Annotated in this window: 20 protein-coding genes and 1 other RNA gene; 19 read left to right on the top strand and 2 right to left on the bottom strand. The window is 32.8% G+C overall.

Annotated elements, in window-relative coordinates:
- Positions 1–69 precede the first annotated feature (69 nt).
- Positions 70–918: an AraC family transcriptional regulator gene (locus AC1EJ5_RS03515; protein ID WP_223420172.1), complete on the bottom strand. Its 849-nt coding sequence runs from the start codon at positions 916–918 to the stop codon at positions 70–72.
- Positions 919–1,164: 246 nt separating this feature from the next.
- Here AC1EJ5_RS03515 and dnaG point away from each other — a divergent pair, with 246 nt between their 5' ends.
- The 8 genes from dnaG to AC1EJ5_RS03475 all read left to right on the top strand — a co-directional run bounded on the left by dnaG (position 1,165) and on the right by AC1EJ5_RS03475 (position 9,874).
- The gene (dnaG, locus tag AC1EJ5_RS03510; RefSeq protein WP_308748757.1) at positions 1,165–2,832 is read left to right on the top strand and encodes a DNA primase; all 1,668 of its coding nucleotides are present in this window, start codon (positions 1,165–1,167) and stop codon (positions 2,830–2,832) included.
- Positions 2,819–4,618 carry an RNA polymerase sigma factor RpoD gene (rpoD, locus tag AC1EJ5_RS03505; protein WP_223420174.1) on the top strand — a complete coding sequence of 600 codons (1,800 nt, stop codon included), beginning with the start codon at positions 2,819–2,821 and terminating at the stop codon, positions 4,616–4,618. The genes dnaG and rpoD overlap by 14 nt, the downstream gene beginning before the upstream one ends.
- A complete protein-coding gene (locus tag AC1EJ5_RS03500; protein ID WP_308748758.1) occupies positions 4,619–5,311 on the top strand; it encodes a tRNA (adenine(22)-N(1))-methyltransferase in 693 nt (230 codons plus the stop codon).
- Positions 5,293–6,066: a Nif3-like dinuclear metal center hexameric protein gene (locus tag AC1EJ5_RS03495; protein WP_479814569.1), complete on the top strand. Its 774-nt coding sequence runs from the start codon at positions 5,293–5,295 to the stop codon at positions 6,064–6,066. The genes AC1EJ5_RS03500 and AC1EJ5_RS03495 overlap by 19 nt, the downstream gene beginning before the upstream one ends.
- A gap of 36 nt (positions 6,067–6,102) precedes the next feature.
- An RNA gene (gene rnpB / locus AC1EJ5_RS03490) (RNase P RNA component class A) lies at positions 6,103–6,442 on the top strand.
- Between the two features lie 253 nt (positions 6,443–6,695).
- A complete protein-coding gene (locus AC1EJ5_RS03485; protein ID WP_479814567.1) occupies positions 6,696–8,042 on the top strand; it encodes a C40 family peptidase in 1,347 nt (448 codons plus the stop codon).
- 54 nt (positions 8,043–8,096) lie between these two features.
- On the top strand, positions 8,097–8,882 hold the full coding sequence (locus tag AC1EJ5_RS03480) for a bifunctional 5,10-methylenetetrahydrofolate dehydrogenase/5,10-methenyltetrahydrofolate cyclohydrolase (protein ID WP_479814565.1): 786 nt from the start codon (positions 8,097–8,099) through the stop codon (positions 8,880–8,882).
- Positions 8,882–9,874 (top strand): lipid II:glycine glycyltransferase FemX, encoded by a 993-nt coding sequence (locus tag AC1EJ5_RS03475; RefSeq protein WP_479814563.1) that lies wholly within the window; start codon positions 8,882–8,884, stop codon positions 9,872–9,874. Before AC1EJ5_RS03480 ends, AC1EJ5_RS03475 begins: the two co-directional genes overlap by 1 nt.
- 97 nt (positions 9,875–9,971) lie before the next feature.
- Here AC1EJ5_RS03475 and tpx read toward each other — a convergent pair whose 3' ends face one another.
- A complete protein-coding gene (gene tpx, locus AC1EJ5_RS03470) occupies positions 9,972–10,484 on the bottom strand; it encodes a thiol peroxidase (RefSeq protein ID WP_308748762.1) in 513 nt (170 codons plus the stop codon).
- Between the two features lie 161 nt (positions 10,485–10,645).
- Between tpx and AC1EJ5_RS03465 the strand changes: the two genes are divergently transcribed.
- From AC1EJ5_RS03465 to fba, 11 genes are all read left to right on the top strand, one after another.
- Positions 10,646–11,296 (top strand): 50S ribosomal protein L25, encoded by a 651-nt coding sequence (locus AC1EJ5_RS03465; protein ID WP_223420181.1) that lies wholly within the window; start codon positions 10,646–10,648, stop codon positions 11,294–11,296.
- 109 nt (positions 11,297–11,405) lie between these two features.
- Positions 11,406–12,029 (top strand): dTMP kinase, encoded by a 624-nt coding sequence (gene tmk / locus AC1EJ5_RS03460; RefSeq protein WP_223420182.1) that lies wholly within the window; start codon positions 11,406–11,408, stop codon positions 12,027–12,029.
- Position 12,030: 1 nt separating this feature from the next.
- Positions 12,031–12,360 (top strand): cyclic-di-AMP receptor, encoded by a 330-nt coding sequence (locus AC1EJ5_RS03455; RefSeq protein WP_209771648.1) that lies wholly within the window; start codon positions 12,031–12,033, stop codon positions 12,358–12,360.
- On the top strand, positions 12,357–13,145 hold the full coding sequence (locus AC1EJ5_RS03450) for a DNA polymerase III subunit delta (protein WP_308748763.1): 789 nt from the start codon (positions 12,357–12,359) through the stop codon (positions 13,143–13,145). The genes AC1EJ5_RS03455 and AC1EJ5_RS03450 overlap by 4 nt, the downstream gene beginning before the upstream one ends.
- Positions 13,145–13,954 carry a PSP1 domain-containing protein gene (locus AC1EJ5_RS03445; protein WP_308748764.1) on the top strand — a complete coding sequence of 270 codons (810 nt, stop codon included), beginning with the start codon at positions 13,145–13,147 and terminating at the stop codon, positions 13,952–13,954. Before AC1EJ5_RS03450 ends, AC1EJ5_RS03445 begins: the two co-directional genes overlap by 1 nt.
- A gap of 123 nt (positions 13,955–14,077) precedes the next feature.
- Positions 14,078–14,251, top strand: coding sequence for an indolepyruvate ferredoxin oxidoreductase subunit alpha (locus AC1EJ5_RS03440; protein ID WP_223420185.1), 174 nt, complete (start codon positions 14,078–14,080; stop codon positions 14,249–14,251).
- A 378-nt stretch (positions 14,252–14,629) separates the two neighbouring features.
- Positions 14,630–15,790 (top strand): hypothetical protein, encoded by a 1,161-nt coding sequence (locus AC1EJ5_RS03435; RefSeq protein ID WP_479814560.1) that lies wholly within the window; start codon positions 14,630–14,632, stop codon positions 15,788–15,790.
- Positions 15,791–16,540 carry a TraX family protein gene (locus tag AC1EJ5_RS03430; RefSeq protein ID WP_479814558.1) on the top strand — a complete coding sequence of 250 codons (750 nt, stop codon included), beginning with the start codon at positions 15,791–15,793 and terminating at the stop codon, positions 16,538–16,540.
- Positions 16,541–16,547: 7 nt separating this feature from the next.
- Positions 16,548–18,641, top strand: a complete 2,094-nt coding sequence (locus tag AC1EJ5_RS03425; protein ID WP_479814556.1) for a Tex-like N-terminal domain-containing protein — start codon at positions 16,548–16,550, stop codon at positions 18,639–18,641.
- Positions 18,641–20,353, top strand: a complete 1,713-nt coding sequence (locus tag AC1EJ5_RS03420; protein WP_479814554.1) for a proline--tRNA ligase — start codon at positions 18,641–18,643, stop codon at positions 20,351–20,353. The genes AC1EJ5_RS03425 and AC1EJ5_RS03420 overlap by 1 nt, the downstream gene beginning before the upstream one ends.
- Positions 20,354–20,413: 60 nt before the next feature.
- Positions 20,414–21,280: a class II fructose-1,6-bisphosphate aldolase gene (gene fba / locus AC1EJ5_RS03415; RefSeq protein ID WP_479814552.1), complete on the top strand. Its 867-nt coding sequence runs from the start codon at positions 20,414–20,416 to the stop codon at positions 21,278–21,280.
- Positions 21,281–21,302 lie beyond the last annotated feature (22 nt).

Genomic DNA, 21,302 nt, shown 5'->3' with positions numbered 1-21,302 from the left:
TATAAAAAAACAGAGCAAGTTGCATCACTTGCTCTGGTACAAAATTAATTTTCAGTTTATTTTTATGGTTTATAATCTGTGTTTTCTCCTAAATTGAGAAGGAGTTTGGCCTACTTTTTTCTTGAAAACTTGGTTAAAGTAGGATTGTGAATTAAAACCTACAAGGGCAGAAATTTCCTCCATGGTGTGGTTGGTTGAAATTAATAAGTTTTTGGAAATTTCTATTCTTTTTAAAATTAAATATTCTATCGGAGTTATCCTGTAGGATTGTTTGAATTCTGAAATGAGGTGGAACTTATTCATATAGGCCATTGATGATAGGTCTTCAAGCTTTATGTCTTCATTATAGTTTGTATCAATATATGATTTTATATAATCTATCTGTCTATTAATTTTTTTATCGTGTTTGACTGTGATAGATTTTCTGTATTTTCTTAGAAGGTTGATTACAAGGGTGGATGCAACTGCATTTGCTAGGCTATTTGAGAAGATGTCATTTCCCTTGTATTCATTATAAATATCTTCAAAATAATCTTCAAACTTAAGACTTTTATCCCTATTATCTATATGAAAATAATTAATTGCTTTCGCAGCATCATCCACAAGTCCTGCTATGGATATAGATTCGATACCAAAGCCAAAATATTTTATATTAGCAATATCTTTATCGAGATACATTGTATGACCGATGTTTGAATTTATGATTATTAGGTCTCCAGCATGAACTTCTACCATCTCACTTTCTATAGATAGTTTGCCAAATCCTTCTGCTAGGTAATAAAAATAGGTAAAAGGATGAAATTGAATCCTGTTAGAAACTTTTTGATTATAGGTATTTTTTTGAGCATCAAGTATTTTTACATCCAAATTATTTAGACTATTTTCTTCTTCTAATATTTGATCATTATTATTTTCCATTTTTATCCTCTAAATTTTTTACTAAGCTCGTTTTCCTTATGAATAAATTTATAAGTATATTATACTATAAAATTTAGAGAATTTTAAGACAAATATGAAATAATTTAAAATATTTTTATAAAAAATTTGGGCTAAATATTATTTATATTTTAAAGCTAGAATCTTAAAATTTTTGGGTATCATATATTAAAGACTTTGTCAATTGATAATAAGTGCAAGAAAAGTATAATTTGACTAGGTGAGAAGATGAGATTAATATCAGATGATATGATAAATCAAATAAAAGAAAATTCTGACATAGTAGATATAATTAGTGAATATGTCGACCTTAAAAAGGCAGGTTCGTCTTTTAAGGGCTTATGTCCATTTCATAATGAGAAGACTCCATCTTTTACAGTAGATAGTAAGAAACAATTATTCCACTGTTTCGGGTGCGGAGCAGGTGGTGACGTTGTTTCTTTTATAATGCAAAAAGAAGGTTTGTCTTACCCGGATAGTTTAAAATATCTTGCTCAAAAGGCTGGGATAAACTTAGTTTTCAATGAAAGTCCTGGAATGAGTGAAAAAAGAAAAAGACTTTATGAAATAAACAAAGACATAATGATGTATTTCTATAAGAATCTTTTGACAAATAAAGCTCCTCAAGATTATCTTCTTAAAAGAGGGCTTAGAAGCAATATAGTAAATACTTTTATGCTTGGATTTGCCAAAGATAGTTGGGATGACTTATTAAATTTTGCTAGGTCAAATGATATAAAGGAAGAAGACCTTCTTGAACTTGGGCTAATTGCTAAGTCTAAAAATGGAAATTTTTATGACAAGTATAGGAATAGGTTAATTTTCCCAATAATTGATACCTATGGCAGGATAATTGGTTTTGGGGGTAGGGCTATTGATAATACTATGCCAAAATACCTAAATTCACCAGAATCAGAAGTTTTCAAAAAAAGATACAATCTATATGGACTTAATATTTTCAAAAAGCAAAGTAAAAGAGATTTAATCCTTGTTGAAGGCTATATGGATGTAATTGCCCTAAATAACAATGGAATTGATATAGCGGTTGCAAGCCTTGGTACTGCCTTTACAGTAGATCAAGCAAAACTTGCTAAAAGATATGCTGATAATATTTATATTTGTTATGATTCTGATGCTGCTGGAATTAAAGCAACAAAAAGAGCTATAGAAATATTTAAAGAAGCTGAAATTGGGGTAAATATAATTGAGCTTGGTCAAGGCCTTGATCCAGATGAGTATGTCAAAAAGTACGGCAAAGAAGCTTTTGAAAAGAAAATAGATGAGGCTCTTGATGAGTACAATTATGCTTATGAACAGATCTTAAATGGCTATTCTGAAGCAAATGAAAACGAAAAACTTGAAAAATTGAATTTATTTATTGGGTTCTTAGCTTCTATTGAACAAGATTTAACCAGAGAAATTTTTATAAATAAGGTTTCATCTTTGTTTGATATAGACAAACAAACTTTAAAAGGCGCCATTTCAAAGTATAATAACAAGCATCACCAAGAAAAAATAAATAAAGATAATTTTACCGAGCCAAATATAGTTATAGAAGAAAAAAAGAACGATATTAGTGCTCATGAACTTGAAATTTTAAGACTTATCTTTAATCAGCTTGAAGATTATAAAGTAAATGCAGATTATTTTGATAAGTATTTGATAAATCCAAAGGCTCTTAATTTTAAAGATTTTCTTATTAATAAGGAAGTAAGTAAATTTGATAAGGCCGATGGAGATTATAGATACATGCTAGACTACGTCATGGATGATAAAAATCCAATAGTGGTTAGCGAATTAAAGGATAAGATTAACCTATATGAAAGACTTAAAAAGAGGAATAATCTCAGAAATAAGTCTATAAATGCTAAGGGGAGAGATAATGAACAGCGATGATAGTAAATTGCTCGAAGATGATGTTCTAGACGAAATCATTGAAGAGTTTGAGTCCATAAGTGAAAGTCAAGATGGGATGATCACTTATAGTCAAATTTTTAATTTTGATGATTTTAGGGACATCGACAAGGAAAGTCAAAAGCTAATTCTTGCTAAGATCACTGCTTCAGGTATAGAAATTGTTGAAAAATCTGAAACAGAACTTGATCAAGAGGAAGAAGTCGAAGACGATATTGAAGAAGAAGAGCAAGAAGACGAAATTGACGAACAAGAGTTGGAAAAAGAAATAGATAAGTCTGTTGATAATCTAGCTGGCATTAAGCTTGATGATCCAGTTAAAATGTACCTTAAAGAAATAGGTAAGGTCGACTTACTTACAGCTACTGAAGAAATTATCCTAGCTAGACGTATGGAAGCTGGAGAAATAGCCCATAAGTCTATGCATGGATATAAATTTAATAAGCAAAATAAAAATAAACTTGCAAATGACGTGTTTTTCGGTGACTTAGCAAGGGTTTTGGAAAATGCAAACAAGTCTTTACAAAATAAAGAAAATTTAAGTGATGAAACCATAAAAGATCTGGATGGGCTTGTTAATATGGGGTCCTTATTTAAACAAGTAATGGAAGATGATCTTGACAAGGACCAGTTAGAACAACTAAATGCAAAGATAATTATTTGCAATATTGCTCAGAATTCAATAGACGATGGCCTATCAAGGAAAGATGCAAACATTCTTTGCGACCTTTTCGATTCCTTTGACCACATGCTTAAAATAATCGAAAATGACGAAGTTGTTAGCATGGTTTATTCATCTTTTAATGATCTACTAAAGAAGGCTGCCAATAAGGATGCAATAAAGACAAATGATCAGATGATTATTGATAATCTTTTAAAAACATCAGAATTTGCAGCGGAAATTAAGAATAAAAAGGTCATATCCGATGATGAAGCTGCCTACCTAGCTTATATAATTGAACAGAGAAATATGTCTTTAAAGATGTTAAATAAGGAAGAATTTACAGACGAAGAGCTTAATAAACTTAAGATAGATATAATAAAATCACAAAGGGCTAAGGAAAAGCTTGCTGAAACTAACCTCAGGCTTGTAGTTTCTATTGCAAAAAAATATGTTGGACGTGGCATGAGCTTTCTAGACCTAATCCAAGAAGGAAATATGGGGTTAATGAAGGCTGTTGATAAATATGATTACAACAGAGGATTTAAGTTTTCAACCTATGCTACTTGGTGGATTAGGCAGGCTATAACCCGTGCTATTGCTGACCAGGCAAGGACAATTAGGATTCCTGTTCATATGGTAGAGACAATTAATAAACTTGTCAGAATTCAAAGACAGCTCGTTCAAGATCTAGGACGTGACCCATCCAATGAAGAAATTGCAGACATAATGGGTATCGAAGTTGAAAAGGTATCTGAAATTAGGAAAATTGCTCAAGAACCAGTAAGTCTTGAAACTCCAATAGGTGAAGAAGAAGACAGCCATCTGGGAGATTTTATAGAAGATGATACAGCTATAGATCCAGGCGAGGCTGCTAACTATACAATGTTAAGAGAGCAATTAAACGATGTTTTATCTTGCCTTGGAGCTAGGGAAAAGCGTGTTCTACAATTAAGATTTGGACTAATAGACGGCACTCCACGTACCTTAGAAGAGGTAGGCAAGGAATTTGATGTAACTAGGGAGAGAATTAGGCAAATTGAGGCTAAGGCCCTAAGGAAACTAAAATCTCCAAATAAAAGTGAATTATTGAAAGATTTTTTATAAATGGAAGATAAGAAAAGATTATTAGATATTATTAATATCTTAGATTCAAATAAAAAAATTATAGATATAGGAACCGATCACGGATTGGTTCCTTTATATTTGGCTAAAAACAAGATTTCAACCGATGTTACTGCAACAGATATATCTGCCCCAAGCTTACAAAAACTTGTTGACAGACTTGATGATGACCTAAGGAAAATAATTAAAACCCAGGTGACAGATGGTTTTAAGGGTCTAGAATCTAGCGACAATCAAGTTGCGATTATAGCAGGTATGGGTGCAAATACCATAATTGAAATTATTGAAGAAAGTTTAGACTTCGCGAAAAATCTTGATTACATGGTTCTTGCTTCAAATGTGAATACATACGAGTTAAGGCACTTTCTAAATAATCATGGTTTTTATATAGAAAAAGATTTTTTATCTTATGAAAATAGAAAATATTATGATATTTTGAAAGTTTATTACGGTAAAAATCAGGACTTAAGCTTTGAAGAATACTATTATGGGAAAACTGATATAAAAAATAAAAGTGATTTATTGAGGCAAAAATTATCTATAGATGAGAAAAAGAACCAGGGATTTTTAAAAGAAATTAAGGAAAAATCTCAAGACGACCAAGCTATTAAAAAAATAACAGATAGGTTAAAAGCTATAGGAAAGGTAAAAGAAAGATGCAAATTCGAGAATTAATAAATAAATTAGAAGAAAAATATCCCTTTGAACTACAAGAAGAATGGGATAATTCTGGACTACAGATAGGAAACCCAGACAATGAATTAAAGGGAGTTGTTGTATCCTTAGACTTGGAAGAAGGAGCGATAGACTATGCCCTTGAAGATAAGAAAGCAAATCTAATTATCACCCACCATCCATATTTATTTAATCCTACAAAGTCTATAGATTTTAGGGATAGTTTTTATAACAGGCTTAAAAAGTGCATCAAAAATGACATTACGGTTTATGCCTTCCATACAAATTTAGACATAGCAGAAGGTGGGGTAAATGACAATCTTGCCCACATTTTAGGTCTTAGGGATATAAAGAGCCTAGAAAATGGCAAAGAACTTGGCCTAGGAAGGTATGGTTATATTGATAAACAGTCTGCTAATAAATTTCTTAAAGAAGTAAAAGAAAAACTAGAAGCAAGTGGCCTTGTTGTCTACGGAAATTGCGACAAAATGATTGAAAAAGTTGCACTTTGTGGAGGGGCTGGATCTTTTCTTATAGAAGACGCTATTAATCAAGCTTGTGACTTAATAGTGACAGGAGATGTAAAATATCATGAAGCTATGGATATGTCAAATAAGGGGATAATAATCGCTGATGTGGGACATTTCGCAAGTGAAAACCATATTATATATAAATTACAAGATGAAATAGAAGAAATTACTGGAAAAGAAGTTTATAATTTTTCAAAAACAGATAGATTCAGACATTTTATTTAATTTTACTTTTACGATAAAAAGGGGTATCTTAACTAGGGAGTAAATCAGATAATCGCGGGGCGTAAGTCACGAGGAAAGTCCGTGCACCATAGAGCAAGGATGCTTGATAACGTCAAGTAGGAGTGATCCTCAGGCAAGTGCAACAGAAAGTATACCGCCAATTTTGGTAAGGTTGGAATGGTGAGGTAAGAGCTCACCAGCTGTCCTAGTGATAGGCAGGCTATGTAAACCCCATCCGGTGCAAGAACAAAATGGACATTAGGAGGCTTGCTCGGCCCGGTCCGGAAAATGGTAGTTCGCTTGAGCTTATTAGTAATAATAAGACTAGATAGATGATTATCCACGACAGAACACGGCTTATAGATTTACTCTATACATAATTAGCACACAATTAGTTACAAAAAATTAATTGTGTGTTTTATTTTTTACACTTATTGGTAAAATATTTTATTTATATTGGGAAATTTTAGCTGAATTTACGAATATATATAAAATAACTCTATTAAGTGTAATTTTTTTGTAACTAATTATTGACTTTTTTGTTAAAAAGATATAGAATTAACTTAGATTTCAAAAACAATTAACAAATAGATTTACAATTCATGACAATTATGGAGGAGTAATTTTTTATGAGTAAGAAAAATATAGGAGCAGCATTATCGGTTATAGCTGCATCAGCGGCTGTTGCTACAGCATATGCTACTACTGTAACAGATTTAGAAAATGATAAACATACTAATTCATTAATTACTGAAGAAAACAAGGAAGTTGATTCTTCTTATTCTTTCGTTAAGTCTGATTATACAAAAGAAGTTAAAAATACAAAGATCGCAGGCAAGGCAAGAGATTCTAAAAAAGCTAGCCAAGAGATCAAAAAAGATATTATTATAGAAAAAACAGCCAAGACTCTAGTTGAGACACAAATTGTAAATGCTGAGAAAAAAGCAGAAGCAAATGAAGATGAAAATGAAGTAGTTGTCTATGATGACAAAAACTTAGATGAAATCATCGAAGAAAAAGCTCAAGCCGAAGTTAAGGATGTAGTTGTATACGATAATCAAAACATAGATGAAGTTGCTAAAGAACAAGTTGCTACATATAAAGAAAATACAGAAGTAGCTCCATTAGCAGAAGAAAAAGTTGCACCTGCAAAGGTTGAAGATCCTGTAGTTTCTGATAAATTCGTAAATACTGCAAGTTTAAATATTAGAGCATCTAAGGATGCATCAACTTCAGATAACATAGTAAGAACTATCAAAGCTGGAGATAAGTTAGTTGGCCATGTTGAAGGAAACTGGTTTGTAACAAATGAAGGTTATGTAAGCCTTGATTATCTAGCAAACTATTATCCACAAGACTTAGTTAACAAAGTAAACGCTGAAGAAGAGGCTAGAAGAGCTCAAGAAGCAAAGGCAGCAGAACAAGCAAGACTAGCTGAAGAAGCTAGAAAAGCTCAGGAAGCTAAGCAAGCAGAAGAAGCAAGAAAAGCTGAAGAAGCAAGAAAGGCTCAAGAAGCTCAAAAGCAACAAGTTAAACAAACTGTTCAACAAGTAGAAAAAGTTGTTCAAGAACAAGCGGTAAATACACAAGCACCTGCCGGTCAAGGTGCCCAAGGTGCTGTAAATGTTGCTAGCCAATTTGTTGGTTATTCATATGTTTGGGGTTCAGCAAACCCAAGTGTTGGTTTTGACTGTTCAGGTCTTACATCTTATGCTTACAAGCAAGTAGGCGTAAACCTTCCACACAGCTCTCAAGCTCAATTTAATAATGGTTATGCTGTTGATACCAACAATCTAAAACCAGGAGACCTTGTATTCTTCTCATTTGGTGGTGGCTCAATCGACCACGTAGGTATGATAACAAGTTCTGATGGATCTTTCATCCATGCATCTACACCTCAAACAGGTGTCAGATATGACAACATATTTAACGGATCATACCAAACAGCCTTCAGAGGCGCTAGAAGAATATACTAAGAAAAAATTATATGCCCAGGGCAATAGCTTTGGGCATTTTTTATTAGGAAAAATATGGAATTATTAAATACAAAAACTTTAAGAAAAGAAATAATATCTAGACTACAAGACTACGATTTTAAAAATAAGATAATTCTTCTAAGCAAAAACCCAAGCGAGGAAGTAAACCACTATAAGGATGTTATCATAAAAAGGTGTCAAGAATTTGGAATTACTTATATTGATAAGATTTTTAAGGAAGAAAGTCAAGAGGAAATTCTAGATTTTTTATCATCTTTTGATAAGGAAGATGGATTTATAATTCTGGCGCCCTTTGGTGACAGGGAAGACTTGACTATGCTTAAAGAAAATATTGACCTTAAGGACTTAGATTCTTTTACCTACAAAAGTCTAGGAAAAATCCTTGATGGTGATAAAAACTCACTTCCTGCAACAGCAAGGGCTGTAGTGAGCTTTATGGACTATGAGGGAGTTGACTATAAGGGTAAGAGAGTAGTTATAGCTAATAATACGAATATTATCGGTAGGCCACTTGCCATGTATCTTGCTGCCAAGAGGGCAAGTGTAACTATTATTAATAGCCTTACAAATAATCCAAAAGAACTTATAAAAAATTGCGATATTTTTATTTCAGCAATAGGAAAAGCTCATTTTTATGATAAGACCTATTTTAGAGCTGGCCAGCTTCTTATAGATGTGGGAACTTCCTACAAAAATGGTAAGATAATAGGAGATATTGATAGCGATTCAATATCAGATATGGACGTAAAATACCTAGGAAGTAAAAATGGGATTGGATCAATTACGACTATAACTTTAGTGGAAGGACTAATATATTAATGCCTATAGTAAATAATGACCAAGATTTAATAAGATATAATGATTTTGTAAGAAATTCTGAATATGCCAGACCAATGCAGGATACAAATTGGTCAAAAATAAAAAGTAACTGGACCCATGGCTTTGTTTATTTAGAAGAAAACAAACAGATTATCGCAGCTATGTCTGTAATTGGGATTAAAAATACCAATGGCAAACACTTTTTATATGCACCAAGAGGACCTGTTTGTGATTTTAAAGATACCAAGCTTGTAGAAGCCCTAATCAAAGAAGCAGAGCCTTTAAGAGAAAAATATGATGCTTTTCTTTTGAGGATGGATCCAGAATTAAATTTCGATGAAAAACTCGTTTATGATTATAGAAAAATGGGTTATGATTTTAGATCTGTAGGCATAGACACTCACGCCTTTACCCAGCCAAGATATAATATGATAATTGATTTAAGCAGCCAGGATGAAGATGAAATTTTTGAATCATTTTCATCAAAAGGTAGATACAATATTAGAAAATCAATCAGAGCAGGAATTAAAACTATTTGCAAAACAGATGAAGAAAGCCTTGATATTTTTTATGAACTTACAAAAATAATGGCTGAAAGACAAGGTATAGGTCATAGACCAAAAGATTACTACGAAAGATTGATTAAATATTTAGATGGAAAAATTTTTCTTTCATATTTTGAGGATAATCCTTTATCAGCTTCACTTTTGATTCCTTATGGAAATAAGGTTTACTATCTTTATGCTGCTAGCTCTAATGAGATGAGAAATAAGATGCCTAACTATAATATGATTTGGGAAGAAATAAAATGGTGCCTTGAAAATAATTATGACTATTTAGATTTAGGTGGAACTTTTAGTCTCGATACTAATGATGGCCTATATAGGTTTAAACAATCATTCTGCTATCCAGATAAGTATTCAAACTTCATAGGCGAACTTGATGTTGTCTATGATAGGAAAAAATACGAAGAATTTTTAATAACAAAATAAATTACTCAATATAAACAATATATACTAAAAATTTTTTATTGAGAAGCAAAAAAGACGAGAAAATTTTCTCGTCTTTTTTAGATTTATGAACTAATTTTTATTTATCAAGTGATTTTGCTATCTTGATTGCTTCTTCATATTCAGGAAGATCAGTGTTTTGAGCTAGGTATTGGACATATTTTATGGTGTTATCCTTATCTAGTACAAAAACAGAACGGTTTAATAGTTTTAATTCCTGGATTAGGGTGCCGTATCTGCTAGAGAAGTCTCTGCAGTTGTAGTCTGATACAAATTTAATTTTATCGGTTTTTTTAACCTTCTTAAACCTTTGTTGGGCAAAAGGTAGGTCATTTGAGACTGTAACAACGACAATATTATCTGAGAAAAACTCAGTTGCTTTTTGGAACATTTTTGTTTGTAGTTCGCATACATCAGTATCTAGGGATGGAACGACTGACAAGATTTTTATTTTATCTCCCTCTTCTTCATAAAAATGATATTCAGTTAAGTCCATCTTATCTGCCTTAAAATCTGGCGCCTTATCGCCAACATTTAATTCATCTCCGAGAACTGTGATATTTACAGTGCCGAATTTTCCTTTTCTTGGCATATTATTCTCCTTTTGGTTTCTTTTTCTTTTCCGTCTTTCCTATATTTTATAACAAAGTGGAATTTTAATCAATTAAAATTGAAAATAATTAGATTAAGAAATATTGTAAATAAGGCAAGGATGGGGTATAATTAGCTAGTATGAATAAATAAGGAGGCAAAATGGCTAAAATAGTTTTACAAGCAGAAAAAAGAGAAGCTACTGGTAAAAATCAAGTTAAAAAACTTAGAAATAAAGAACTTATCCCAGGAGTTATCTATGCTAAAAATCAAGAAAATGTAAATGTTCAATTTACAGCTAGAGATTTTGAAAAAGTACTTAGACAAGCTGGAACATCTACTATTATTACATTAGACATCGAAGGTGAAGGTAAGGAAGTTCTTATAAAGGAATTTGCTAGCCACGCATACAAAAATCAATTCTTACACGTTGATTTCCAAGCAATCGACCAAAACGAATCAATCAGAGTTACAGTTCCTGTTGTCCTAGTTAACAGAGATGATATGAACGAAGTTACAGGTGTACTTGTACAAAACCTTGAAAGCGTTGAAGTTGAATGTCTACCAAAATACATCCCACAAACAGCAGATGTTGATGTTAAGGAAATGGCAATTGGTGACAACATGACTATTGCAGATCTTGATATAGCATCAAACGAAAACATCACAATTCTTGCTGATGAAGATGAAGTAGTATGCTCACTACAAGAAGTTTCTGAAGAAGAAATCGTTGATGAAGAAGCTGAAGCAGCAGATGCAGCAGACGTACCAACAGTTGGCGAAACTGAAGAAGACGAAGAAGACGCTGAATAAGATTTAAAACCATTGGTCTTTAAAAGAAGGACAATGGTTTTTTTATTTGCAAATTTTTATAGAATAACAATAGTAGACTAAAAATGTAATTTTATAGTATAATGAATGTATGAATGGAAAATTTATAGTTTTTGAAGGACCTGATGGATCCGGCAAAACCACAATAATAAAAAAAGTTAAAGAGCTACTAGAAAATAAAGATTACTCTATATCCTATTATAGGGAACCAGGTGGGACAGATATTTCTGAAAAGATTAGGTCTATTATTATAGACAATGATAACCACATGATGGATGCTAAGACTGAAGCCCTCTTATTTGCTTCATCAAGAGCTCAGCTTGTTGCAGAAAAAATCCTTCCAGACCTTAAGGCAGGAAAGATTGTTATTTGTGATAGGTTTGTAATGTCATCTCTCTTATACCAAGGCCTGGGAAGGTCACTTGGAGTAGAAAATGTAAAAAGTATAAATGACTTTGCAACAGGTGGACTAAAACCTGACCTTACTTTATTTTTTAATATAGACTACAAGACAGCCCTCGAAAGAAAAAGAGCAAATTTTTCTCCAGATAGGCTAGAAAATGAAGATTTTTCTTTCCATAAGACTATTTTTGATGGCTATTTGAAGATGGCAGATCTTTATAAGGATGAAATTAAGAAGGTCGATGCAAGAAAATCTATAGAAGATTTGACAGAAGATGTTATAAATATCATATATCAATTATTGGAGGACTAAGATGAAATTATTGGTAGCTATAGTACAAGATGCAGATGTTAATTTTTTAATCGATGCTCTAACAGAAAAAGGATACAGGATAACAAAATTATCTACCACAGGTGGTTTTCTTAAAAAGGGCAACACAACACTACTAATAGGTGTGGAAGAAGCAAAACTTGATGAAGCCCTAGGAGTAATTGAGAAAAACTGCAAGAAGAGAAATACAACTACCACAATTATAAATCCAACAGGCGAAAGTTCACTTATTAGCTCAACTGTGCCAATAGAAATAAGTGTTGGCGGAGCAACCATATTTATAATTGATGTTGAACAATATATACAACTATGAGCTTATTAGATAGCCAGCTAAAAAATAATAGCCTATCTAATGCTTATATAATTGAGGGAGAAGATTTAGCCCATAACCTTGAATATGCCAAAGATTTTGCTAAAAAAGTCTTTGGATCATATGGCTTAAGTACAAAGCTTGAGACAAACCCAGATATGGAAATAATTGATAAGGACATAATCGATATAGGAACTATAAGAAACCTTATCAAAGACATGGTAATAAGACCAGTAAATAATAAGATTAAGGTTTACCTTATCCATAACGCTCAAAATTTAAGGATAGAAGCGGCCAACGCCATGCTTAAGAGTCTTGAGGAATTAAAAGCCTATACTTTAATTGTATTTACAATTGATAATGCAGGTAAGATGCTTCCCACCATTAGGTCAAGGTGTCAGATAATCTCCTTAAATACAACAAATAATGACCTAGATATAGATATGGAAAGATTATCTGAAATTTTTTCAAAGATTTTCCAAGGAGACCTCGCAGTTTATTATAAGGAGAGGGAATTTTTGCTTTCTTTTAAGGAAGATAAAGCAAGCCTAATGGAAGGATTGATTAAAATCTTATCAGACACAATCAATAATAAGTATAAGGCTAATAGAGGATTTGCTAGCTATGATTATAACATAGAAAGCATTTCTGGCCTGAGTTTAGCTAGTATTGAGGGACTTTTGGCTAAGTTTGAGAGAATAAATTCATCTTTTAGGAATAATATAAATTTTGAATTGAGTGTTGAAAATATATTTTTAAATATATATAGAGAAGGCAGGCGAAGTTGATGAATGTAGTTGGAATAAGATTTAAAGACGCGGGAAAGATTTATTATTTTTCTGCTAATAATTTAATTCTGAATTTTAAGGACAAGGTAATAGTAGAAAGCTCGAATGGTTTGGAACTAGCGGAAGTTGCCTTGGCCAATATTGAAATAGATGAAAAGAAGTTTGATAAAACTCTTTCACCAGTTATAAGAAAGGCGACAGAAAAAGACCTAGATATTTATAGGCAAAACCTAGAAGATTCTGAAGAAGCAATTAGAATTGCCCAAGAAAAGGCGAATTTCTATAGGCTAAAAATGAAAATAGTCGATAGTGAATATAGTTTTGATAGGACAAAAATCACTTTTTATTTCACAGCTGATATGAGAGTTGACTTTAGATCACTTGTTAAAGACCTTGCCTCTATATTTAGAAATAGGATAGAACTAAGGCAAATAGGGGTGAGGGACCACGCTAAGCTTAAGGGATTTTATGGAACATGTGGACAGAAGTCTTGCTGTTCAAGATTTATGTCTGATTTTTCGCCTCTATCTATAAAAATGGCCAAGGATCAAGGAATCACCCTAGATCCTGCAAAAATTTCTGGTATCTGCGGTAGGCTAATGTGTTGTCTTTCTTTTGAGGAAGAAAATTATGTTAGGGCTAGAAAATATATGCCAAGACCAGGAACTATGGTTCAAACAGAAGATGGAGAGGGTATCGTCCTTGCTAATGACTTTGTAAAAGAAATGTGCAAGGTGAGAGTAAAGACAGAGGACGATGTAGAAATAGAAGAATATTATAAGGCAAGCGACCTTGTCAAATGTAAATGATAATTATTATCAATTTGCATAAATAATCATTATTTTCCGTTTTTAGGTATAAAAATATAAAAAAAGTTGACATTTGGTGTATATAGTTGTATACTAATCATATAACAAATATAGGAGGAAATTATGGCATACAAAATAGATGAAAATGTTTGTATTTCTTGCGGTTCATGCGAAGGTGAATGCCCAGTAGGAGCAATCTCACAAGGCGATGCAGCTTATGAAATAGATTCAAATGCATGTATTGATTGTGGTGCTTGTGCAGCAGTTTGCCCAGTTGAAGCAATCGACCAAGAATAATATATACTACATAAAAAACAAAGACTCCCTTGGGGGTCTTTTTATTTTTCACGATTCTTCTCTTAGATTATAGTAGAGTTTTAAAACTCATATATTTTTTTGAAAAACTTTATGTAGAATATAGGTACAATATATTTTTTAAAAGCAGTTGTGGATTAACTTATTTAGTTATATCAATATTTTAAGTATGAAGATTAAAATTTTATTTAAGTTGAAAATAATTATAGAATGGATATCTGAAAATAATTGTTAAAATCAAAACCCTAAAATCCAAATGTGGATATTGGGGTTTTTAATTTTCCATGCTTATATTAAAAAAAAATCAAATAAACATTGTTAAAATCAAGGAATTTGATATAATTATATAATGGAGACAATATGGATATAGACGTAATAATAAATCAAATTTACAATTTAATATTAGATAACCAAATATTGGGTTTTGCCATTGGTGGTTTTGTAGTTTTGCTTTTAATTTTTATTATATCAAAGACTTTTAGAAAGTCTGGTCTATTTTTATTAGCCAACACATTTTTGATTGATTACACCATTAGGTCCTTGCCATTCGAAATCTATACCTATTATCCAATAGTCCAACAAATAATAACCGGGCTTTATGTTCTTGGATTTTTAAATTTCCTTATCAGGGTAATAGTAATGGTTGTAAAGATGAGCAAAAGAAAGACTAATGAAGAAGAAAAGTCAAGCCTTCAAAACTTTATGGAATTTACAGGCATAAGACCATTTTTCCTAATGCTTATAATTAACCTAGTCAATTTTAATTCCTATATACCAAAAAATATCATTTCACTTCTAACAAGCCTATCTTTTTTGTATATGGCCTTTAGAACACTTTATTCTACTTATTTATATTTAAGTGAAAAAGAAAGTCTACCTATAAAAGATGATATGGATTTTGATGATATAAAGGCTTACCTTTATGATCCTGATGATAAGGCTAGTAAAAATTATGGAAGGATAGTTAGGAAGGATTTGAATAAGGAATCAAAACTAAGTATCGAGCCTAAAAATAAGAAAGCTAAAAAGGAAAAGTTTACTGACCCAATTTCCATTTCTGAAATAAATAAAGATGTTAGGGATATGGAAATGCTTAAAAATATCGAAAAAGACCTATCAGATAATGATGTGATTAAGTTAATTGAGGAGTCAAATCCAAATATTACAAAAATCTCCCTTACAAATCTTAAAACGGGAGATGAACATTCCTACACCAGCAAGCGTGCTAATTTCCACGTTGATGAAGACCATGAATATAAAATAAGTTTGAGTTTTGAAGAATATAATGACTATGATTATGGAAGATTTATGGACCTTCTTATTGCCTACGGGGTGGAAAGGGAAGTTTATAAATTCGAACTTACTGTAATTTCAAAACTTAATGAGGATTTTAAACTGGTATTTTTTGACCCAAGCCAAATTATTGATATTGATAAAAATGGGAATGTAAGGCCGTCTGGTAAAGATATATCAATGATTTTCCCTAAGTATAAGATAAATTTCATCAAGGGGAATTATTAGATGAGTGATAATAAGAGTTTTATGAAAGCTTGGCGATTGGAACGCCCTTATTTAACAAGCGGTCATTTAAAAATAATCGCTTGTAGTGCCATGTTTTTAAGTCACTTAGCCCAATGTGGCCTATTATATATGTTGGGGTTTACCAAAATTGCAGACTTATTTATGCTTATTGGGCGAATTTCCATGCCACTTTTTTGCTTTATGGCCGTTCAGGGAATTTTACTGAGTAAAAATCCTAAAAAGTATTTGAGAGGACTATTAATCTTTGCTTTTTTATCAGAAATCCCCTTTGATCTGGCAAGTACAGGCTATTACTTTTTTATTTATAGCCAGAATGTATTCTTTTCCCTATTTTTGGGTGCATTTATGGTTTACCAATGGGAAAAGATAAGGAAAAGTGAATTAAATGAGCTTTTAAAATTTTGCTTTGCTATCATAATTTTCTTAGGAATTTATTTTTTTGCAGGATTTTTTATGACAGACTACGATTCTAATGCTATTGTTGCTATTGGTCTATTATACTTGGCCAAGGATAGTAGAATTTTAACGGCTCTTGCAATCCTAATAGGTTTTGCTTTTGAAGCAAGGATTGGCGGGGATTACTTATCAATACCCTACATGGTTTACCTATCAATTCCTCTAATATTTTTATATAATGGAAAAAGAGGTACCTATAATAAGTGGTATTTTTATGCCTTTTATCCAGTCCATTTGATACTTATTTATTTATTGAAAATTATATTATTATAAGGAAAATATGAATATTACAGAAATTTTATCAAAAGAATTAAATATTAATGAAGAAAGAATAGAAAATGTAATTAAACTTCTTGATGAAGGCTCAACTGTTGCCTTTATCGCTAGATACAGGAAGGAAGTTACAGGCAATCTTACTGATGTTGAGATTAGAGAAATAGAAAAAAATCTTTCTAGACTTCGTAATATAGAAAAAAGACAAGAAGAAATTATAAAATTAATTGACGAAAAAGGCCAATTAACAGATGAACTTAGGGAAGAAATTCTTGCAAGTAATTCTTTAACCATTCTTGAAGATATTTATGCCCCATATAAGTCAAGAAGAAAGACAAGGGCTGATATAGCAAGAGAATTCGGTTTAGAGGAATTTTTAGAAAAACTTCTTACAGAAATATCTAGCGAAGAAGAAGCTGTTGATGCAGCTAAGGATTATTTCCAGGAAGGTCTTAAGGATGAAAAAGAAGTTATTGAAAGATCCCTTGATATCCTTGCTGAAGATATAGCAAATACAATTGATGCAAGAAATATAATTAGGCGTGACGGTTTGTTAAGAGCAACCTTAATTACAAGTCTTAAGGCAGAAGATGATAATCTATACGAATCATACCATGATTTTTCTAAAAAATTAAAAGATCTTAAGTCTTTCCAGGTTCTAGCCATTAACAGAGCAGAAAAGGAAGATATACTTACAGTAAAAATTGAATTTTCAGACGCCTATAACAAAAGCCTAATTTATAAGCTGGTTAGCCAAGATAGGGAATTTAATCCTTACCAAAAAGAACTTGTAGAACTCACAATAGATGATGCTTACAAGAGATTGATGTTACCTTCAATTACAACAGAGCTTAGAAATAAATTAACAGAAGAAGCAAGCGATGAATCAATTAGAGTTTTTGGAAATAACTTAAAACCTTATCTCCTACAAAGGCCTATTAAGGGCCAGGTGGTAATGGGGCTTGACCCTGGTTTTAGGACAGGGTGTAAGGTAGCAGTTGTTGATAAAAACGGAAAATACCTAGACCAAGCTGTTATTTATCCAGTAGAACCTCACAAAAAAGAAAAAGAAGCAATTGCAACCTTAAAATCCTTAATCGAAAAATATGGAGTAACTTTAATAGCTCTTGGAAATGCAACTGCTTCTAGGGAAACAGAACTTGTTGTTGATAAATTAATTAAGGAAGTAGATGGCGTTTCATATGCCATAGTAAACGAGGCTGGTGCCAGTGTTTATTCTGCATCAAGTCTAGGCGAAGAAGAATTTCCTGACCTTGATGTTACCATCAGAGGTGCAATATCAATGGCAAGGCGCCTCCAAGACCCCATGGCTGAACTTGTAAAAATTGAACCAAAACACATAGGCGTTGGCCAATACCAACACGACCTTGATGGCAAAAAGCTTGATGAAGAGCTAGCAAAAGTAGTAGAAGATGCAGTAAATGAAGTGGGAGTTGCTATTAATAATGCTTCCTACAAGCTTCTATCCTATGTATCAGGCCTAAACCAAAATCTAGCCAAGAGAATAGAAGAAGACTTCAAGGATGGAAAGATTGTTTATAGGAAGGACCTCTTGGATGTGAAGGGATTGGGTAAAAAAACTTATGAACTTGCAGCAGGATTTTTAAGGTTCCCATCATCACCAGAAATCCTAGATAATACTGCAGTCCATCCAGAATCCTACAAAATAGCCAAAAAAATCCAAAGCTTAGATTTGGATAAGATTGATATAGAAAAGCTTGCCCAAGAACTTGAAGTGGGAATACCAACACTTGAGGATATTATTGCAGAGCTTAAGAAACCTGGACGAGATCCTAGGGAAGATAATCCAGAAGTCCTTACCAAAAAGGAAATAATGGGTATAGATGATTTGAAAGTTGGAATGGTTCTTAAGGGCAAGGTAAGAAATATAACTGACTTTGGTGCTTTTGTAGATATTGGAGTTGGAACTGATGGCCTAGTACACGTTTCAGAGATTTCCGATAAGTTTGTAAAAAATCCACATGATGAATTGACAAATTCGCAGGTGGTAAGTGTTAGAATTATAGAAATAGATAAGAAAAAAGAAAGAATTGGTCTTTCAATGAGGAGTGTGAATTAATGAGATTATCGAATTATTATATGCCAACCCTAAGACAAGATCCGGTTGATGCAGAGACAGCCAGCCATAAATTGTTAGTAAGGGGAGCATTCATCAGACAACAAGCTTCAGGAATTTATTCCTTCTTACCTCTTGGACAAAAAGTTTTAAACAAGATTGAAACTATAGTTAGAGATGCTATGGATAGCCACGGGGCTATTGAGGTTTCAACTTCAATCCTCCAACCAAGACAAATTTGGGATAAGTCAACCAGATGGGAGACCTTTGGTCCTGAGATGTTTAAATTAAAAGATAGGCACGATAGGGAATACGCCTTAGGTCCAACAGCAGAGGAATCTTTTGTAGACCTTATAAAGGACGAATTAAATTCTTACAAACAATTACCATTAAATTTATATCAAATCGTTGATAAGTTCAGAGATGAAAAGAGACCAAGATTTGGAATCAACAGGTCAAGAGACTTCCTCATGAAAGATGCCTACACCTTTGATGCTAATCTAGAAGGCCTTGAAAAGTCTTACATGAATATGTGGAAGGCCTATGAGGTTGCTTTTGATAAGATGAAACTCGACTACAAAATCGTAGAAGGTGACTCAGGAGCCATGGGCGGTCACAAATCTCATGAGTTTATAGCACTTTCTGAATCTGGTGAAGGAATTATTCTTTATACAGAAAACAGCGATTCTGCCTATACAGATGAAAAAGCAAGGTCTATTATTGAGCCACTCAAAGAAGATTTAAAGGATCTTGAACTAGTAGAAACTACAGATAAAAAGACTATTGAAGAAGTATCAACTTTTTTAAATACAGAAGCAAAAAGATGCGCTAAGGCAATTGACTTAATTGTTGAAGACGAACCAGTCTTTGTATTTGTACCAGGTGATAGGGAATTAAATATGGCTAAGCTTATTTCTTACCTAAAAGTTCCAGAGCATGAAATCGAGATGGCTGATGACGAAACTATTGAAAAACATACCAAGGCACCAGCGGGATATACTGGTCCAATTGGTATAGAAAATGCAAGAGTTATTGTAGATGAATCACTTACAAGAACAAACAACCTAGTAGTAGGAGCGAATAAACCTGGCTATCACTATATCAATGCAAACTTCGGCAGAGACTTCGAAGGCGAAGTGGCAGAAGATTTGATCCTAGCAAAAGAAGGCGACCAGGCTTACGATGGATCTGGCCTTTATAAGGCAGCTAGGGGAATTGAAGTAGGAAATATTTTTCAACTTGGAACAAAATACTCTGAAGCCCTTGAGGCTAATTTCCTAGACCAAAATGGAGTTGCTAAGCCATTTATAATGGGTTCTTATGGTATAGGTATCTCAAGGTCAATTTCAGCTGTTGTGGAGCAATACCATGACGATAAGGGCATTATCTGGCCAACAAGTGTAGCCCCATTTGAAGTAATAATTACTTTAATAAAACCAAATGATGAAAATCAAGCTAACTTAGCTGAAAAAATCTATAAAGAATTAAAGGCAAAGAAAATTGATGTTCTTCTTGATGATAGAAATGAACGCCCAGGTGTTAAATTTAACGACAGGGACCTAATCGGTATCCCATACAGGATTACGGTTGGAAAAGATGCAGTAAATTCTATTATTGAATACTCAACTAGGGCTGAAATGGAAAATAAAAACCTAGATGCTGACGAAGCAATAAAATTAGTTTGTGAAAATATCTATAAAGATTTGGAAGATTAATCCAAGATAGGTATGATATATAGTATAGAATTAAATAGGGCATAGCCCGGAGGAGAAAATATGTTAGTTAATGCAAAAGAAATGTTAGACCTAGCTTATGAAAATGGTTACGCAATAGGACACTTTAACACCAACAACCTAGAATGGACAAAGGCAATCCTACTTGCTGCTGAAGCAAAAAAGACTGCTGTTATTATTTCATCTAGTGAAGGTGCTGCTAAATACATGGGTGGTTTCAAAACTGTAGCTTCCCTTGTTAGAAATTTACACGATGCACTTGGTATCACTGTTCCAGTAGCAATCCACTTAGACCATGGTTCATATGAAGGAGCTAAAGCTTGTATAGAAGCAGGTTACACTTCTGTTATGTTTGATGGTTCTCACTTCCCAATTGAAGAAAACCTTGAAAAAACAAGAGAAATCGTAAGACTTGCTCATGAAAAAGGCATCTCAGTTGAAGGTGAAGTTGGCGGTATCGGCGGCGAAGAAGATGGCGTTACATCTGCTGGCGAACTTGCTAATGTTGAAGAATGTAAAAATCTTGCAGCTTGTGGTATAGACTTTTTAGCAGCAGGTATTGGTAACATTCACGGTGTATATCCAGCTGATTGGCAAGGCCTTAACTTTGATAGACTTAAAGAAATTTCTGATGCAGTTAAAATGCCATTAGTACTTCACGGTGGTACAGGTATTCCTGATGATCAAATTAAAAAAGCTATCAGCCTAGGCGTTTCTAAGATTAACGTAAATACAGAATGCCAAATCGCTTTTGCTAAGGCAACTAGAGAATATATCGAAGCTGGAAAAGACCAACAAGGAAAGGGCTTTGACCCAAGAAAACTTCTTCTTCCAGGAACAAATGCAGTTCAAGCTTTAGTTGAAGAAAAAATTGACATGTTTGATAGCGAAAATAGCGCTAATAAATAAGAACAAATTAAGGGGCTTTAGG

This window comes from Anaerococcus sp. C0059F3 (genome assembly GCF_056590475.1).
This window is presented reverse-complemented; position numbering and strand designations above follow the sequence as displayed.

Excerpts from the sequence above, each read along its gene's own strand:
- AC1EJ5_RS03480 (WP_479814565.1), top strand. The coding sequence starts at position 8,097 with ATGGAATTATTAAATACAAAAACTTTAAGAAAAGAAATAATATCTAGA.
- dnaG (WP_308748757.1), top strand. The coding sequence starts at position 1,165 with ATGAGATTAATATCAGATGATATGATAAATCAAATAAAAGAAAATTCT.
- fba (WP_479814552.1), top strand. The coding sequence starts at position 20,414 with ATGTTAGTTAATGCAAAAGAAATGTTAGACCTAGCTTATGAAAATGGT.
- AC1EJ5_RS03465 (WP_223420181.1), top strand. The coding sequence starts at position 10,646 with ATGGCTAAAATAGTTTTACAAGCAGAAAAAAGAGAAGCTACTGGTAAA.
- AC1EJ5_RS03485 (WP_479814567.1), top strand. The coding sequence starts at position 6,696 with ATGAGTAAGAAAAATATAGGAGCAGCATTATCGGTTATAGCTGCATCA.
- AC1EJ5_RS03515 (WP_223420172.1), bottom strand. The coding sequence starts at position 918 with ATGGAAAATAATAATGATCAAATATTAGAAGAAGAAAATAGTCTAAAT.
- AC1EJ5_RS03440 (WP_223420185.1), top strand. The coding sequence starts at position 14,078 with ATGGCATACAAAATAGATGAAAATGTTTGTATTTCTTGCGGTTCATGC.
- rpoD (WP_223420174.1), top strand. The coding sequence starts at position 2,819 with ATGAACAGCGATGATAGTAAATTGCTCGAAGATGATGTTCTAGACGAA.
- AC1EJ5_RS03495 (WP_479814569.1), top strand. The coding sequence starts at position 5,293 with ATGCAAATTCGAGAATTAATAAATAAATTAGAAGAAAAATATCCCTTT.
- AC1EJ5_RS03455 (WP_209771648.1), top strand. The coding sequence starts at position 12,031 with ATGAAATTATTGGTAGCTATAGTACAAGATGCAGATGTTAATTTTTTA.
- AC1EJ5_RS03475 (WP_479814563.1), top strand. The coding sequence starts at position 8,882 with ATGCCTATAGTAAATAATGACCAAGATTTAATAAGATATAATGATTTT.
- AC1EJ5_RS03500 (WP_308748758.1), top strand. The coding sequence starts at position 4,619 with ATGGAAGATAAGAAAAGATTATTAGATATTATTAATATCTTAGATTCA.
- tmk (WP_223420182.1), top strand. The coding sequence starts at position 11,406 with ATGAATGGAAAATTTATAGTTTTTGAAGGACCTGATGGATCCGGCAAA.
- tpx (WP_308748762.1), bottom strand. The coding sequence starts at position 10,484 with ATGCCAAGAAAAGGAAAATTCGGCACTGTAAATATCACAGTTCTCGGA.
- AC1EJ5_RS03425 (WP_479814556.1), top strand. The coding sequence starts at position 16,548 with ATGAATATTACAGAAATTTTATCAAAAGAATTAAATATTAATGAAGAA.
- AC1EJ5_RS03430 (WP_479814558.1), top strand. The coding sequence starts at position 15,791 with ATGAGTGATAATAAGAGTTTTATGAAAGCTTGGCGATTGGAACGCCCT.
- AC1EJ5_RS03435 (WP_479814560.1), top strand. The coding sequence starts at position 14,630 with ATGGATATAGACGTAATAATAAATCAAATTTACAATTTAATATTAGAT.
- AC1EJ5_RS03420 (WP_479814554.1), top strand. The coding sequence starts at position 18,641 with ATGAGATTATCGAATTATTATATGCCAACCCTAAGACAAGATCCGGTT.
- AC1EJ5_RS03450 (WP_308748763.1), top strand. The coding sequence starts at position 12,357 with ATGAGCTTATTAGATAGCCAGCTAAAAAATAATAGCCTATCTAATGCT.
- AC1EJ5_RS03445 (WP_308748764.1), top strand. The coding sequence starts at position 13,145 with ATGAATGTAGTTGGAATAAGATTTAAAGACGCGGGAAAGATTTATTAT.